We start from the raw sequence: 15,323 nt of genomic DNA, 5'->3' as shown, positions 1-15,323 counted from the left end.
GAATGATGAATGCATTTCAACGATAACGCAGGTCGAGCGTGAACGGAAATTCAAGGCTGCGTTCGCGCGCTTCGACGGACATCGTGCCGGGCGTGTGTCCGGTCGCGAAGAAGCGGGCGCGGCGGCGGCTTTCTGCTTCATAGGCGTTCACCGGGAAAGTCTGGTAGTTGCGTCCGCCGGGATGCGCGACATGGTACTGGCACCCGCCTATGGCGCGCCCCGTCCAGGTGTCGACGATATCGAAGGTGAGCGGCGCATGCACGCCGATGGTCGGATGCAGCGACGCCGCCTGCGACCACGCCCGAAACCGCACGCCCGCGACGTAATCGCCGACGCGTCCGGTCGGCTGCAACGGCAGCGTTGCGCCGTTCACGGTCACGACGTGCCGGTTGCCGTTCAACCCCAGCGCGCGCACCTCCAGCCGCTCGACGGACGAATCCACGTAACGCACCGTGCCGCCGGCGGAACCCTCTTCGCCCATCACGTGCCACGGTTCGAGCGCGTTGCGGATGGTCAGCGCGATGCCGTTGGTGTCGTATGAACCCACCAGCGGGAAACGGAATTCAAAATGCGGTTCGAACCAGCTGCGCTCGAAGGCGAAGCCGGCCTCGCGCAATTCGGCGAGCACGTCGTCGAAATCCATTTGCACGAAGGTGCTGAGCATGAAGCGGTCATGCAGCTCGGTGCCCCAGCGCGTCAGGCGCGTCGTGTAGGGCGTGTCCCAGAAGCGCGCCACCAGCGCGCGCAGCAACAGTTGCTGCACCAGACTCATGCGCGCATGCGGCGGCATTTCGAAGCCGCGCAGTTCGAGCAGCCCGAGCCTGCCGGTGGCGCCCTCCGGCGAATACAGCTTGTCGATGCAGAATTCCGCGCGATGCGTGTTGCCCGTCACGTCGATCAGGATATTGCGCAGGATGCGGTCGATGAGCCACGGCGGCACCGCCGCACTGTCGCGCCCGCCGAGCCGGTCCAACTGATGCTGCAATTCGGCGAACGCCAGCTCGAGTTCGAAGACCTGGTCGTTGCGCGCCTGGTCCACGCGCGGCGCCTGGCTGGTCGGCCCGATGAAGAGACCCGAGAACAGCATCGACAGCGAAGGATGATTGAGCCAGTACGCGATGAGGCTGGCGAGCACATCAGGACGCCGCAGGAACGGGCTGTCCCCGGGCGTGGCCCCGCCGAGCACGAAGTGATTGCCGCCGCCAGTGCCGGTGTGGCGGCCGTCGAGCATGAACTTCTCCGGGCTCAGGTAGGTCTCGTGGGCAGCCGCGTACAGGAACTCGGTGTGCTCGACGAGTTCTGTCCAGTTTGCCGCCGGATGAATGTTCACTTCGATCACGCCCGGGTCCGGCGTGACCTGCAGCATCTTCAGACGCGGATCACGCGGCGGCGGATAGCCCTCGACGATCACCGGCATGGCGAGATCGGCGGCGGTCGATTCGACGGCGGCCAGCAGGTCCAGGTAGTCATCGAGCGCGGTCAGCGGCGGCATGAACACGTGGATCAGCTTGTTGCCGTTGCCGAGTTTCTCGAACGCCTCGGCTTCCGCTTTGGGTCCGGCGGCGCGCGCCGGATCGCGTGCTTCCACGCAGAGCGCCGTGCGGAGGGTGTCGGCGGCGGATTGACCGCGCCGGGGAAGGCCTGCACTCGCGCCGCTGGTCGAAGCACCGCTTTCGCCCCGAGCGACCGCGTCCGCCGAGCCGGTATTTTGCATGCCTGATGCAACATCCAGATCGGCATATTGCATGCGTAATTCCGTTGCCGTACGCAGCGGCACGGGCGGAGCGAAAGGGTCGTGCTGGTGCTGCCACGGATAGTCGGCCTGCGAAACCCAAGGCAGCGACTCCAGCGGCAAGCGGTAGCCCATCGGCGAATCGCCGGGGATCAGATACATGCGCTCATCGCGGAAAAACCACGGACCGCTGGTCCACACGCCGGGCTGCAACGCGGGGCCTTCGTCGCGGGAAATGGGCAGCACATAGCCGGTCACGGAAGGCAGACCGGCGTCGAAGACCCGGCGCAGGCGCGCGCGTTCGAGTTCGTCATCGAGACGCGAGTCGAACGGATCGACGTTCACCGGCAGCCGGCGCTCGCGCCACAGGTAGTACCACGTGTCCTCGTAGGCGGGCTGAACGTATTTCGCATCCAGCGAAAGCTTGCATGCAAGATGCCGGATAAAACGCCCGGCATCGTCGGAGGTAAAAGACGCCGGCTGACGCTCGTCCGCGAACAACGCTGGATCGTGCCAGCAGGGCTCGCCGTCCGCGCGCCAGAACAGGGAAAGCGCCCAGCGCGGAAGCTGTTCGCCCGGGTACCACTTGCCTTGCCCGATATGCAAAAAGCCGCGCGCACCGTACTGCGCGCGCAACTTGTCCATCAGCGACACCGCGTAGGCGCGCTTCGTCGGACCCAGCGCATCGGTGTTCCATTCCGGTGCATCGCGGTCGCGCACCGACACATAGGTCGGCTCGCCGCCCATCGTCAGGCGCACATCGCCTTCGTCCAGCTTGACGTCCACCTGCTCGCCCATGCGCAGCACGGCCTGCCAGTCTTCTTCGCTGTACGGCTTGGTCACGCGCGGCGTTTCCAGCACGCGTGCGATGGACATCGTGTGATCGAACGCCACTTCGCTCTTGTCCACCGCGCCGGAGACGGGCGCGGCGCTGTCGGGCTCGGGCGTGCAGGCGACGGGAATATGGCCCTCTCCCGCCAGCAGGCCCGAGGTCGGATCGAAGCCGATCCAGCCCGCGCCCGGCAAGTACACCTCGCACCAGGCATGGAGATCGGTGAAGTCGACTTCCGTGCCGCTCGGACCATCGAGCGATTTCGTGTCCGGCGCCAGTTGCAGCAGGTAGCCCGACACGAAACGCGCAGCCAGCCCGAGATGCCGCAGCGCCTCAACCAGCAGCCAGCCGGAATCGCGACACGATCCCGCCGCCGTTTCGAGCGTTTCCTCCGGCGTCTGCACGCCGGGCTCCATGCGGATCAGATAGCGGATTTCATTCGCCAGCCGCTGGTTCAGTGCAACGAGGAAATCCACGGTCGGCTGCGGCGTGCGATCGATACTTTCGACGAAAGTCGCAAATCGCGGCGTCGGCTCGCGCTTGACCATGTATGGCGCGAGGTCGTGCAGCAATTCCGGCGCATAAGCGAACGGAAATTTTTCCGCAGCCGGTTCCAGAAAAAAGTCGAACGGATTGTAGACGGCCATCTCGGCGACGAGATCGACCGTCACCTTGAACTCGCGCGTTTTCTCGGGAAACACGAGCCGCGCCTGATAATTGGCGAACGCGTCCTGCTGCCAGTTGATGAAATGTTCTTCGGGTTCCACGCGCATCGAATACGACACGACCGGCGTACGGCAATGCGGAGCCGGCCGCAGACGCACGACTTGTGGCGAGAGACCGACGAGCCGGTCGTAACGATAATGCGTGACATGGTTCAACGCGACACGAATGGACACACCGCACTCCTCTGTTCAAATCGAATGACGCCGCGCACCGAAAAAGACGGCCCGCGCGCTCGTGCTAGTCGTGGAAGCCTTCTCGCCCGCGCGGCACGAAGCTTGCGCAAAGCTCCGCCGCCAGCGCCCGCAATCTCCATCCCGCGCGGCTTTACTCATACCGGCCACACGATGAAAACCTTCCACTGCAACCGTTGCAATCAGCTTGTTTTTTTCGAAAACACGCATTGCGAAAAGTGTGGCGCGCGACTCGGTTACATTCCCGAGATCAATCAGATCAGCGCATTCGACGAAACCGAAGACGGCCGCTGGCGCAGTCTGCATCCGCTCGCGAATGATCAGCTTTATCGGCCGTGCCACAACTACGCCGTCGAGAACGTCTGCAACTGGGTCGTTCCTGCCACCGATGAGGACACGCCCGCGGATGCCTTGTGCTGCTCCTGCCAGCTCACCAGCGTGATTCCCAATCTGTCGAATCCAGATAACCGCGTCTTCTGGTATCGCATCGAAGCGGCCAAGCGCCGGCTGCTCTATACCTTCGCCGAACTCGGCCTCGAAGTTGTCTCGCGCCAGACCGACCCCGAGCGCGGCCTCGAATTCCAGTTCCTCGAAGCTGATTCGCAAGGCCACGGCGTGATGACCGGGCACAACAACGGCATCATCACGCTCAACGTCGCCGAAGCCGACGACGCGCATCGCGAGAAAACGCGCGCTTCGCTGCACGAGCCGTATCGCACGCTGCTCGGGCATTTCCGGCACGAGTCCGGACACTATTTCTTCGACCGGCTGATCGCCGATACCGGGCGCATCAACCCGTTCCGTACGGCCTTCGGCGATGAACAGGCCGACTACGCCGCCGCACTCGACCGCCACTATCACGAAGGACCGCCCGCGCAGTGGGAGGACAACTTCATCAGCGCTTACGCGACGATGCATCCCTGGGAAGACTGGGCGGAAACCTGGGCGCACTACCTGCATATCGTCGACACGCTCGACACGGCGGTGTCCTGCGGCCTCGTGCTCGTGCCGGACACGCCGGACGAGCCGACGCTCACCGACCAGACGCCTGTCGAGGACGCCAGCTTCGATAACCTGATGAAGCGCTGGTATCCGCTGACCTATGTGCTCAATAGCCTGAATCGCAGTCTCGGCATGCCGGACGGTTATCCGTTCACGCTTGCGCCTCCGGTCCTCGACAAGCTGCGCTTCGTGCATCGCGTCGTCGCGGCGGCGGCCAAACGCTGAAGCCCAAGGCACGCGTTCAGCCCTTGCTCTGCGATTGCGTCTGGGTTTGCGACAGCGACAGCGTCTGGGACTGGGACTGGGACTGGGTCTGCTCAGGCTCAGTCTCAGGCTCAGGCTCAGGCGCAATCGGCAACAGGAATTCGCGGCTCACCCGGCCCGCCAGGTCATTCACGCGCGCAAGGAAACTGACGAGGTAGGCATGCAATCCGGCTTGCAGGATGTCGCCGATCCGCCCGTTCCTCAGTTCCGCGCTCAACTCCGCCGCCAGTCGCCCGGCATCCGTGTCGCGGCCCTTCGTGACCTGCGCGATCAGCTGCTCCACTTCGGCGATGCTCGCGGCAAGCGAACGCGGCCAGTCGCCATACAGGATCAGCAGTCCAGCAACGCGCTCCGGCGTGATGACATCGCGATACACCCGCCGATACACCTCGAAGCCCGACACCGAACCCAGCACCGCCACCCAGTGGTGATAGTCGAACGGCTGCGCGGCGGTATCGTCGCGTTGCTCCATCATCTCGAACTTCACATCGAGAATCCGCGCCGTATTGTCCGCGCGTTCGATGAAAGTCCCGAGACGCATGAAATAAAAAGCATCGTCCTTCACCAGCGTGCCCAGCTGCACGCCGCGCGACAGATGCGAGCGGAACTTCACCCATTCGAAGAAGGTATAAGGCTCGCGTTCGAGAATGCCATCGGCGAGCATGCGCTGACCGTCGAGCCAGGTCGTATTGAGCGACTCCCACAATTCGCTGTTGGTGGAACTGCGCACGGCGCGCGCATTCTCGCGCGCGGCCCGCAGGCAACTGATGATCGACGAAGGATTGGAGAGGTCGGCCGCCATGAAATCAATTACGTCACGGCTCTTCATGCCATGGTGCGCCGCTGAATAGATCCCGCTCAACTCCGATATCGACAACATCGCGCGCCAGCCCAGTTCCGCGTATTCGTCGGACTGCGGCAGGAGCGAAAGCTGATAGTTCGCGTCGAGCATCCGGGCAGTGTTTTCGGCGCGTTCGGTATAGCGCGCCATCCAGAAGAGATGATCCGCGGTACGGCTCAGCATGGGTGTTCCCGGTGGTTTGTCGTTGTCTTCAATACCGCATGGCGTGCCATGCTCAAGCTTTCGTCAGTGAATGTTCTAGCGCTCCAGTACCCACGTGTCCTTGGTTCCGCCGCCTTGGGACGAATTGACCACCAGCGATCCTTCACGCAACGCCACTCGCGTCAGTCCGCCCGGCACCATGCGCACGTCGGTACCCGAGAGCACGAACGGACGCAGGTCGATATGACGCGGCGCAATGCCCGCGTCCACGTAGGTCGGGCAGGTGGACAGCGCCAGCGTCGGCTGCGCAATGTACTTCTCCGGATGCGCCTCCAGCACCGCGCGAAATTCCGCGATCTGCGCCGTAGTGGACGCGGGTCCCACCAGCATCCCATAGCCGCCCGCGCCGTGGGTTTCCTTCACGACGAGTTCGGGCAGATGATCGAGCACATACTTGAGATCGTCGGGCTTGCGGCACATCCAGGTCGGCACGTTGTTCAGGATGGGTTCTTCACCCAGATAGAAACGCACCATGTCCGGTACGTACGGATAAATGGACTTGTCATCGGCAATGCCGGTGCCCACTGCATTGCATAGCGATACATTGCCCATCCGGTATGCGTCGATCAGACCCGGCACCCCGAGCGCCGAATCCGGACGGAAGACGAGCGGATCGAGAAAGTCGTCGTCCACGCGACGATAGATGACATCGACCCGCTGTGGTCCCTGCGTGGTGCGCATGAAGACCTGATGGTCATCGACGAACAGATCCTGTCCCTCGACCAGCTCCACGCCCATCTGCTGGGCCAGGAACGCATGCTCGAAATACGCCGAGTTGTACATGCCGGGCGTCATCACGACGATGGTCGGATTCCCGGCGGCGGCGGGCGCGGCGGCGCGCAAGGTATCGAGCAGGAGATCCGGATAATGCGCGACCGGCGCCACGCGATTGCGCGCGAAGAGATCCGGAAAAAGCCGCATCATCATCTTGCGGTTCTCGAGCATGTACGACACGCCCGACGGCACGCGCAGGTTATCCTCCAGCACGTAGAACTCGCCCTGTCCCGCGCGCACGATATCGATGCCGGCGATATGCGCATAGATGTCGCGCGCCACGTTCACGCCGCGCATCTGCGGCCGATACTGCGCGTTGCCGAGAATCTGCGCCTCGGGAATGATGCCCGCGCGGATGATGTCCTGCTCGTGATAGATGTCGTGAATGAAGCGATTGAGCGTATTCACGCGTTGCCGCAGGCCGCGTTCGAGCGCGCGCCATTCATCGGCGGGGAAGATGCGCGGGATGACGTCGAAGGGAATCGTGCGCTCGGGAATGATGCCCGGCACGTCGCTGGTGCCATACACCGCGAAGGTGATGCCGACGCGCCTGAAGTTGAGATCGGCTTCCGCACGCTTGATGTCGATCTGCTGCTCGCTTTGCACGGTCAGCCAGTTCATGAAGTCGCGGTAATGCGTGCGAGGATCGCCCGCCGCGCGAAACGCCGCTGCCGGCATGCCCCGCGCTTCGAGATCGTTGCGCTCGAACATCTCGTTGAAGAATGCTTGCGTCATAACCGGTCTTCCATATGAAGTGCAAGCCGGGGTGGCGGTGCCCCGGCGTTCGTATTTCTGGTTGCACTCCCGCAATGCCTGAAGAGCCTGAAAGACGCGGCGCGCCGGTCATACCGGTCACGCCGTTAGGCGACCTCGAAGCGAGATGCGTGCAGGTAAGTCGACTCAGCAAGGTCGATCGTACCGCGCATCGTTTGCGTGGGCAGCCCAGTGCCGAATACAAAAAAGCAACTTCAATGCCAATCGATAAAACGGTTTGGATCCTCGTAAAAACTCGCAAGCCGATAAACTCGATGCCAACTCATGCACCAGAACGACGCGCCGTCCGGGTCCATGCCGCAAGACAGTGCGCGCCCCACCGGTATGATAGGCGTCTTCCAGCAAGCCGAACGACGCCATGAACACTCCATCCGAAGCCGCTCCCCGTCCCGCGTTGCGCGAACTCACCCCGCTCGAAGCGCGCGTGCTTGGCGTGCTCGTCGAGAAACAGCATACGGTGCCAGACACGTATCCGCTGTCGCTGAATTCCCTGACCTCCGGTTGCAACCAGAAGACTGCGCGTTCTCCCGTGATGAACGTCAGCGAAGACGAAGTGCTGACGACCATCGACGGTCTCAAGCGGCTGAGCCTCGTGATCGAGGGCAGCAGCAGCCGTGTGCCGCGCTTCGAACACAACGTCAACCGCGTGCTTGGCGTGCCGAGCCAGTCGGTCGCGCTGCTCGCCACGCTCTTTCTACGCGGACCGCAAACGGCCGCCGAACTGCGCGCGAATAGCGCGAGGTTGCACGCGTTTGCGGACATATCGTCGGTGGAAAGCTTTCTCGATGAACTGGCCGGCAACGAGCCGCCCCGTGTCGTCAGGTTGCCGCGCGTGCCCGGCGAGCGCGAAAGCCGCTGGATGCACTTGCTGTGCGGCGAAATCAGCGTGAGCGCAAGCGAGCCTTTTGCGCGCGAGGCACAAGGCGGCGAAGGGTTTTCGGCTTCGGAATTCGAAGCGCTCAAGTCGGAACAGAAGCGGCTGGCTCACGAAGTCGTGCAATTGCGTGCAATGGTCGTGCGCATGGCCGGCGAACTGGGCATTGCACTCGATCAACCGTCGCCGGATGCCTGATCCATCGGGATGCGCCCATGCACGAACCGCTTGTCCCGGCACCGCTCGTGTTTCGCGACGACGGCACGCCCTGGTCGCCCCGTCATGACGACATCTATCACAGCGCCGCCGGGGCGTTGTCGCAAGCGCGCCATGTGTTCCTGAACGGCAATGGCCTGCCCGAACGATGGCGCGGCAAGCCGCGCTTCGACGTGCTGGAGACGGGCTTCGGCATGGGCATCAACTTTCTTGCGACCTGGGCCGCGTGGCGCACCGATCCTCAACGTCCCGCGTCTCTTCACTTCATTTCGGTGGAGAAGCATCCGTTCAGTGCCGCCGACCTGCGCCGCGCGCATGCGGCAATCATCGACGATGCCTCCGTCATGCCCCTGGCCGACACGCTCGCGGCCGCGTGGCCGGTGCTCGTGACGGGCAGTCACCGGATTGAACTGGAACAACGCGCAGTGACGCTCACGCTCGCTTTCGGCGATGTGATCGATGTCATGCCGCGCCTGAAGCAGGACGGCACGACAGCGGACGCGATCTATCTCGACGGCTTTGCGCCTGCCAGAAATCCGGACATGTGGACGCCTGCACTGTTCGCCTCGCTAGCCGCCATCGCAAGCGACGACGCCAGCTTCGCCACTTATACGAGCGCGGGCCAGGTCAAGCGCGCGCTGCTTCAGAACGGTTTCGAATATCGCAAGGTGCGCGGCTTTGGCGGCAAGCGCGCGATGCTAGTCGGCAAGCGCGCATCGGTTAGCGATGAAATTGTTTTGTAATCTTTGCGGTCGTCAATCACGACAGAAAGCTATCAGTAATACAGCTTTTTCCGTTCATCTCTTCTCTGAAGCTTCCGGCAATATTCCGGAATATCCCGGATAATGCGCACCCGTTGGCGGCGCGGTCCTCGCTTCGATCGGCGAATCGAATGGCGCGGACGCGGCGGCACGTTCTTGTCAGCGCAGATTCACGAGGAGAAAGGTCTTGGAACCCGATAACGATGCGCCACGCAGCCCCTGGCTGTGGATTGCGCTACTCATTCCGTACGTAGCCTTGCTGTGGCTGCCGTTCTATAACGACACCCGTCCTTCAATCGGCGGATTCCCATTCTTCTACTGGTATCAGTTCTTGTGGGTGCCGCTCACGTCGCTCCTGCTTTACGTCGTGTACAGGGGCCTCAAATGAACGATCTCACTCCAGTCGATCCGCTCGCGATGGGCATCTTCATCGCGTTCTTTGCGCTCGTGACCATCGTCGGCTTCTTTGCCGCGCGCTGGAAACGCGGCGATCTCACCCAGTTGCACGAATGGGGCCTCGGCGGCCGTCAGTTCGGCGTGGTGATCTCGTGGTTCCTGGTCGGCGGCGATTTCTATACGGCCTACACCGTCATTGCCGTGCCCGCGCTCGTCTATTCCGTAGGCGCGTACGGCTTCTTCGCGCTGCCCTATACGATCATCGTGTATCCGTTCGTCTTCGCCGTCATGCCGAAGCTATGGAAAATCGCGCATGCGAAAAACCACATCACCGGCGCCGATTACGTACAGGGCGAATATGGCGGCAAATGGTTTCCAGCAGCCGTGGCAATAACCGGCATCGTGGCCACGATGCCTTACATCGCGCTGCAACTGGTGGGCATGCAGGTCGTCATCAAGGGGCTCGGCGTGACGGGTGAACTGCCGCTCATCGTCGCGTTCGTGATCCTCGCGCTCTATACCTACACGAGCGGCCTGCGCGCGCCGGCCATGATCGCCTTCGTGAAGGACATCATGATCTATATCGTGGTGATCGCCGCCGTGTGGCTGATTCCGGCCAAGCTGGGCGGCTATGGCCACGTCTTCGACGCCGCCGATCAATACTTCAAGGCGAAGGGCGGTCCGACCGGCATCATTCTCAAGCCCGGCCAGTTCACCGCCTATGCATCGCTCGCGCTGGGTTCGGCGCTTGCCGCGTTCATGTATCCGCATACGATGACCGCGGTGCTGTCGTCGTCGTCCGCCGCAACCGTGCGCAAGAACGCGATCTTCCTGCCCGCCTACACGCTGCTGCTCGGCCTGATCGCCCTGCTCGGCTATATGGCGATTGCCGCAGGCATCCACGTGAAGTCCGCTTCAGACGTGGTGCCGGCGCTGTTCGGCACGCTGTTTCCGTCGTGGTTCGTCGGCTTCGCGGCGGCCGCCATCGCGATCAGCGCGCTCGTGCCCGCCGCCATCATGTCCATCGGCGCCGCGAATCTCTTCACGCGCAATCTCTGGCGTCCGCTCGTCTCGCCCGACATGACGCCGGCTTCGGAAGCATCGACGGCCAAGGTCGTGTCGCTGGTCGTGAAGTTCGGCGCGTTGCTGTTCATCGTGTTCCTGCCGACGCAATATGCCATCGACCTGCAATTGCTCGGTGGCGTGTGGATCCTGCAGATCTTCCCGGCCATCGTGTTCACGCTCTTCACGCGCCGCCTGACGACGCCGGGGCTGTTCCTCGGCTGGCTCTGCGGCATCGTGCTCGGCACCGGACTCGCCATCTCGCAAGGACTCAAGCCGGTCTATGTGCTGCATGCCGGCGACGCCAGCTGGCCGCTGTACATCGGCATCATCGCGCTGGTCGTGAATGTGATCGTGACCTTCGCGGTGTCGCTGGTCACGCGACGCACCGCAGTCGCCGCCGCCTGATTCCACATCAGCGGCATGAAGGAGCCCGGCCCCGCACAGGCGCCGGGCTCTTTTTCATCCACGCGCCGATACGAGTCGCGGTGATACCATCGACGTCGACTCCATTCCGATGCCCTGCGTGTCATGTCCTCCATCGCGAACCAGGTGTTCGCCCCTAATGCGCTTTCCATCGGCCTGACCTTGCCGATCACCGGCGACCACCAGAGCGTGGTCGACTTCAACGAGCAGATCGAACTCGCGCGGCTGGCGGACCAGTTGGGCTTTCGCGCGCTCTGGGTGCGCGACGTGCCGCTCAACAGCGCCGATTATCCGGACCCCGTCGGACACCTCGACCCATGGGTGCTGTTGGGTGCGCTCGCATCGAATACACAGCGCGCAGCGCTGATCAGCGGCGCGATCGTGCTCACGCTGCGGCATCCGCTGCATGTCGCCAAGGCGGCGTTCTCGGTCAATGATCTGTCGCGCGGACGCTTCGTGCTTGGCGTGGGCTCAGGCGACCGGCCGCCGGAATATGCCGCATTCGGCCGCGATCCGGAGGAACGGCGCGAGTTGTATCGACGGCATTGGGACACGCTTTCCGCGGCCGTTGCCACGCCTTCGACCGTCATCCCCGATCACGCAAGCGACGCTGCGCCCGAGTTCTATTTGCTGCCGCGCCAGGCCGCGCCCATTCCGTTGCTTGCCGTGGGGTCGGGCGGCCAGAGCGTGGACTGGATCGCGCGCCATTCGATCGGCTGGATGACCTATCACCGCGAACCGCAAGCACAGCGCGGCCGCTACAGCATGTGGCGCGCGGCCGTGGAGCGCGCGGCGGGCGGTGCGTTTCGCGCCTTCGGTGTGGCGATGCGCCTCGAACTCGCCGACGATCCCGCCGAACCGGCGCACGAGCTTGCGCTGGGCTATCGCACCGGGCATCGCGCGCTGATCGACATCCTGCAACGGATGCGCGACAACGGCACGCATCATGTCACGCTCAACGTGACGTCAGAGCGGCGGCCTGCGCGCGACATCATCGAGGAACTCGCGGCCAGCGTGCTTCCGCAGTTTCATCACTGAACCCACGGCTTATCTTCAACGAGACCATGACCGCATCCGACGCCACTCCCGATCTTCCGCCGAGCGACGATATCGTGTCCCTCGGCGCCGTTGCGCTGTCGCGCGCGATTCATTCACGCGCGGTTTCATGCGTCGAGGTCATGCAGGCTCATCTCGCGCAAATCGACAGGTTCAATCCGGTGGTCAATGCCATCGTGGCATTGCAGGACAGGGACGCCTTGCTCAGGCAAGCCGGCGAGCGTGACACGCAACTGGCCGCGGGCAACAGCCTCGGGCCGCTGCACGGCTTTCCGCAAGCGCCGAAAGATATCCTGCCGGTTGCGGGCATGGTCACGAGCAAGGGCTCGCCTATCTACGCCGGTGAAGTCAGCCAGACCGATGCGGTGATTTTCGAGCGCATGCGCGAAGGCGGCGCGCTCTTCGTGGGCCGCACGAATTCGCCGGAATTCGGCCTGGGCGGCCACACCTATAACCCGGTGTATGGCACCACGCGCAATGCATTCGACCCGACGCGCTCCGCCGGCGGCAGCAGCGGCGGCGCGGCTGTTGCCGTGGCGTTGCGCATGCTGCCCTGCGCGGATGGATCGGACATGATGGGCTCGCTGCGCACGCCGGCCGCGTTCAACAATGTATTCGGCTTTCGCACGACGCCCGGATGCGTGCCCTATGCGCCAAGCGACGACGTGTTCTTCCAGCAATTCAGCGTGGCGGGCCCGATGGCGCGTTCGATACCGGACCTTGGCCTGCTGTTGTCCGTGCAAGCCGGCTTCGACGCCCGCGCGCCGCTTTCACGCAGAAGCGAACAACCCGCCGACTTCGCACACGCGCTGGAGTGCGACATGCGGGGCAAGCGCATCGGCTGGCTTGGCGACCTGAACGGACACTTGCCGACCGAGCCGGGCTTGATGGCCACCTGCGAAGCGGCCTTGCGCCATTTCGACACCATCGGCTGCGTGGTGGAAGCCGCGCGCGTGGAGTTCGATCCGGAACGCCTGTGGCGCGCCTGGATCGATCTGCGCAGCTTGACGTTTTCAGGAACGAACGGCCCGCTCTGGCGCGACACCGCTAAACGAGCGCTGCTCAAGCCCGAGGCGGTATGGGAGATAGAACGCGGCCTGAAGCTGACAAGCGAAGACATTTCGCGCGCCGTGCGCGAGCGGTCCGCATGGTATCAGGCGATCAATACGCTATTCGAACGCTTCGACTTCCTGGTGATGCCTTCGGCCCAGGTCTTTCCGTTCGATGCCTCACTCGACTGGCCTCATGCCATTGCCGGGCGCAATATGGACTCGTATCACCGCTGGATGGAGACGGTGGTCCCCGCCACGATGGCTTCGCTTCCCGCACTCAGTGCGCCTGCCGGCTTCAATGCGGACGGCTTACCGGCGGGCTTGCAGATCATGGGACCGGTGCAGCAGGATCTCGACGTACTTCGGCTTGGGCTTGCATATGAACGTGCAAGCAACTACGCCACACAACGGAGCCCGTTGCTTGACCAGCTGACTTGACCGGGTCAAGCGACGGCGCGCTGCGCGGCTCTTTGACTGGTACCGGGCTCGGCACGGTCCGACAGCTTCGGGGCCTTCTTCGCGCCGCTCTTGCGCGCACGCTTCGCACCCGCGGCGCGCGAAGCCGATGCGGCTCTGCTCGAGGCAGGCTTGTCCGCCGCCGCGTCGATCAGATAGACACTGCGGTCCGGCGCATTCTTGATCCACGCGGGCGCTCGCGCATGACCGCTCCAGGTAGCGCCCGATTCAGGATCGCGATACTTCGGCGGCAGCTTCGTTCCCTGACCTCTGCCGGTCCTGGCTGATGTATTCCGCGAGCCGGCAGGACGGCCGCGCATCTTTCCCAACCCTGCCTTGACCAGATCCGACATGGTCAACCCGTACTCTTGCATGAGCGCGCGGATACTGGCGATAGCCTCCAGTGACTTTTCCTCGCGCAAGGCATCCGCGCGACGCTGCAATTCCTGAATCTGGTTTTCCAGCTGCGCCAGAGTAGCCATTGTTCCTCCTGAAACATGAAGCGGCCTTGGAACGACACCTAGAGCGACACTTGAAGCGGCCACGTGGCCCGGTCAAGCAGCGACAGTCCATGGCTTGTCTGAGGCTGCGCCATAACTTCGGCATAACCTTGCAATCCTGCGAAGTTGTGCTGCAGGAAATCTTATCCGGCGCACGCCGCGGCGATGCGCTCATGCTCAAAAGATTACCTTTATCGCGCTCTGACGAGGCACTAGACCAGCCTGTTCTTACTTCATCCGGTCTTTATCAAGCGCCCGATGTCGAGCTGCCGATCAGACGAATGAACAGGACGCGCAATCCTGGTGCAACGTCTTCTCTATAGTTGGGACGCGCGCCTGTCCTGAGATGACTTTCGTCATCCGACTGCGAGCGCCTCTTCTTCCGGCTCCAGCGGCGTGACCATGACTGCCCGGGCGAGGATCATCGCGCCGCTGTTGAGGGGTATCGACCTGCCGACCCGTCTTGGCCGGTACACCGGCTGACCGCGCCGGATCGCCTGTCCGCTCAATGCGCACGTGCCGCGCTTGCGCGCCGTGCAGAGCGACCAGACCTGCTCGGAATAGTTGAAGGAGGTGGGATCGTGCCAGGACAGCGCAAGAGTCGAAGCGCTCAGGCGTTCGAGCACGCGAATGTTCACGCGGCCAGTCTCGTTGTCCGGCGCAAAGCTGCCTCTGACCGGCACCTTGCGCACCAGAGTTCGCGTCAGGGACGCGGGATTGTCGGCTGCCTCGGACAGCCGGCCCGATTTGTCGAGCATGGCCAGGGTACGGCTCCAGGGATCCATCATCGATGGACTCTTCATGTTCCGCTCCTGTTCGCGACGACGCGCACCGCAACAGCGACCGGGTGAACGTTGCCGATGTGATGACGGGAATGCGAGACACGTTCCGCTTGCCGAGCCGGATTGTCGCGCTAGTGAATTCGCCCAATGAACCGGGCGACACTGCCGCTTAGGATTATCGTTCCTAGAGTAGTACACATGGACCGTGTTTTGTTTCCATTTTTCCTGAAATACATGTTCGCGAACGCCATCGCTTACTCAAGTGCGACGCGCTCAGGCTTTTGCAAGCCAGGCCATCTCAAGCAAACTTCGTTTGAACGAACGGACGTTCGCCGCCAGGCAGGCTCAAGGCGGAATTCTTCACTTGAATGAAGTAAGGAACAT

At 63.1% G+C, this 15,323-nt stretch carries 12 protein-coding genes; 7 read left to right on the top strand and 5 right to left on the bottom strand.

Annotation, left to right across the window (positions count from 1 at the left end; translation table 11 throughout):
- Positions 1 to 16 precede the first annotated feature (16 nt).
- Positions 17 to 3,463, bottom strand: coding sequence for a transglutaminase family protein (locus tag QCE64_RS22355; RefSeq protein ID WP_309933350.1), 3,447 nt, complete (start codon positions 3,461 to 3,463; stop codon positions 17 to 19).
- Between the two features lie 171 nt (positions 3,464 to 3,634).
- Here QCE64_RS22355 and QCE64_RS22350 point away from each other — a divergent pair, with 171 nt between their 5' ends.
- Positions 3,635 to 4,708, top strand: coding sequence for a putative zinc-binding metallopeptidase (locus tag QCE64_RS22350; RefSeq protein WP_309923659.1), 1,074 nt, complete (start codon positions 3,635 to 3,637; stop codon positions 4,706 to 4,708).
- Between the two features lie 16 nt (positions 4,709 to 4,724).
- Here the strand turns inward: QCE64_RS22350 and QCE64_RS22345 are convergent, their stop codons facing one another.
- Complete coding sequence (locus tag QCE64_RS22345; RefSeq protein ID WP_310006301.1) at positions 4,725 to 5,771, bottom strand: alpha-E domain-containing protein; 1,047 nt, start codon at positions 5,769 to 5,771, stop codon at positions 4,725 to 4,727.
- A gap of 75 nt (positions 5,772 to 5,846) precedes the next feature.
- Positions 5,847 to 7,319: a circularly permuted type 2 ATP-grasp protein gene (locus tag QCE64_RS22340; RefSeq protein ID WP_309933348.1), complete on the bottom strand. Its 1,473-nt coding sequence runs from the start codon at positions 7,317 to 7,319 to the stop codon at positions 5,847 to 5,849.
- A 397-nt stretch (positions 7,320 to 7,716) separates the two neighbouring features.
- Between QCE64_RS22340 and QCE64_RS22335 the strand changes: the two genes are divergently transcribed.
- The 6 genes from QCE64_RS22335 to QCE64_RS22310 all read left to right on the top strand — a co-directional run bounded on the left by QCE64_RS22335 (position 7,717) and on the right by QCE64_RS22310 (position 13,639).
- Positions 7,717 to 8,430: a YceH family protein gene (locus QCE64_RS22335; protein ID WP_310006300.1), complete on the top strand. Its 714-nt coding sequence runs from the start codon at positions 7,717 to 7,719 to the stop codon at positions 8,428 to 8,430.
- Positions 8,431 to 8,447: 17 nt separating this feature from the next.
- Positions 8,448 to 9,191: a tRNA (5-methylaminomethyl-2-thiouridine)(34)-methyltransferase MnmD gene (gene mnmD / locus QCE64_RS22330; RefSeq protein WP_309923651.1), complete on the top strand. Its 744-nt coding sequence runs from the start codon at positions 8,448 to 8,450 to the stop codon at positions 9,189 to 9,191.
- 205 nt (positions 9,192 to 9,396) lie between these two features.
- Positions 9,397 to 9,597, top strand: a complete 201-nt coding sequence (locus tag QCE64_RS22325) for a DUF3311 domain-containing protein (RefSeq protein WP_309923649.1) — start codon at positions 9,397 to 9,399, stop codon at positions 9,595 to 9,597.
- Complete coding sequence (mctP, locus tag QCE64_RS22320) at positions 9,594 to 11,075, top strand: monocarboxylate uptake permease MctP (protein ID WP_309923647.1); 1,482 nt, start codon at positions 9,594 to 9,596, stop codon at positions 11,073 to 11,075. The genes QCE64_RS22325 and mctP overlap by 4 nt, the downstream gene beginning before the upstream one ends.
- Before the next feature lie 123 nt (positions 11,076 to 11,198).
- The gene (locus QCE64_RS22315; RefSeq protein ID WP_310006298.1) at positions 11,199 to 12,131 is read left to right on the top strand and encodes an LLM class oxidoreductase; all 933 of its coding nucleotides are present in this window, start codon (positions 11,199 to 11,201) and stop codon (positions 12,129 to 12,131) included.
- 26 nt (positions 12,132 to 12,157) lie between these two features.
- Positions 12,158 to 13,639: an amidase gene (locus tag QCE64_RS22310; protein WP_310006295.1), complete on the top strand. Its 1,482-nt coding sequence runs from the start codon at positions 12,158 to 12,160 to the stop codon at positions 13,637 to 13,639.
- A 5-nt stretch (positions 13,640 to 13,644) separates the two neighbouring features.
- Here the strand turns inward: QCE64_RS22310 and QCE64_RS22305 are convergent, their stop codons facing one another.
- Positions 13,645 to 14,139, bottom strand: a complete 495-nt coding sequence (locus QCE64_RS22305) for an H-NS histone family protein (RefSeq protein ID WP_309923640.1) — start codon at positions 14,137 to 14,139, stop codon at positions 13,645 to 13,647.
- A 374-nt stretch (positions 14,140 to 14,513) separates the two neighbouring features.
- Positions 14,514 to 14,960, bottom strand: coding sequence for a DUF3331 domain-containing protein (locus QCE64_RS22300; RefSeq protein WP_309923638.1), 447 nt, complete (start codon positions 14,958 to 14,960; stop codon positions 14,514 to 14,516).
- Between the last annotated feature and the right edge of the window lie 363 nt (positions 14,961 to 15,323).

The sequence above is a fragment of the Caballeronia sp. LZ043 genome (genome assembly GCF_031451075.1).
GTDB lineage: Bacteria > Pseudomonadota > Gammaproteobacteria > Burkholderiales > Burkholderiaceae > Caballeronia.
This window is presented reverse-complemented; position numbering and strand designations above follow the sequence as displayed.

Excerpts from the sequence above, each read along its gene's own strand:
- QCE64_RS22350 (WP_309923659.1), top strand. The coding sequence starts at position 3,635 with ATGAAAACCTTCCACTGCAACCGTTGCAATCAGCTTGTTTTTTTCGAA.
- QCE64_RS22345 (WP_310006301.1), bottom strand. The coding sequence starts at position 5,771 with ATGCTGAGCCGTACCGCGGATCATCTCTTCTGGATGGCGCGCTATACC.
- QCE64_RS22340 (WP_309933348.1), bottom strand. The coding sequence starts at position 7,319 with ATGACGCAAGCATTCTTCAACGAGATGTTCGAGCGCAACGATCTCGAA.
- QCE64_RS22335 (WP_310006300.1), top strand. The coding sequence starts at position 7,717 with ATGAACACTCCATCCGAAGCCGCTCCCCGTCCCGCGTTGCGCGAACTC.
- mnmD (WP_309923651.1), top strand. The coding sequence starts at position 8,448 with ATGCACGAACCGCTTGTCCCGGCACCGCTCGTGTTTCGCGACGACGGC.
- mctP (WP_309923647.1), top strand. The coding sequence starts at position 9,594 with ATGAACGATCTCACTCCAGTCGATCCGCTCGCGATGGGCATCTTCATC.
- QCE64_RS22315 (WP_310006298.1), top strand. The coding sequence starts at position 11,199 with ATGTCCTCCATCGCGAACCAGGTGTTCGCCCCTAATGCGCTTTCCATC.
- QCE64_RS22310 (WP_310006295.1), top strand. The coding sequence starts at position 12,158 with ATGACCGCATCCGACGCCACTCCCGATCTTCCGCCGAGCGACGATATC.
- QCE64_RS22305 (WP_309923640.1), bottom strand. The coding sequence starts at position 14,139 with ATGGCTACTCTGGCGCAGCTGGAAAACCAGATTCAGGAATTGCAGCGT.
- QCE64_RS22300 (WP_309923638.1), bottom strand. The coding sequence starts at position 14,960 with ATGAAGAGTCCATCGATGATGGATCCCTGGAGCCGTACCCTGGCCATG.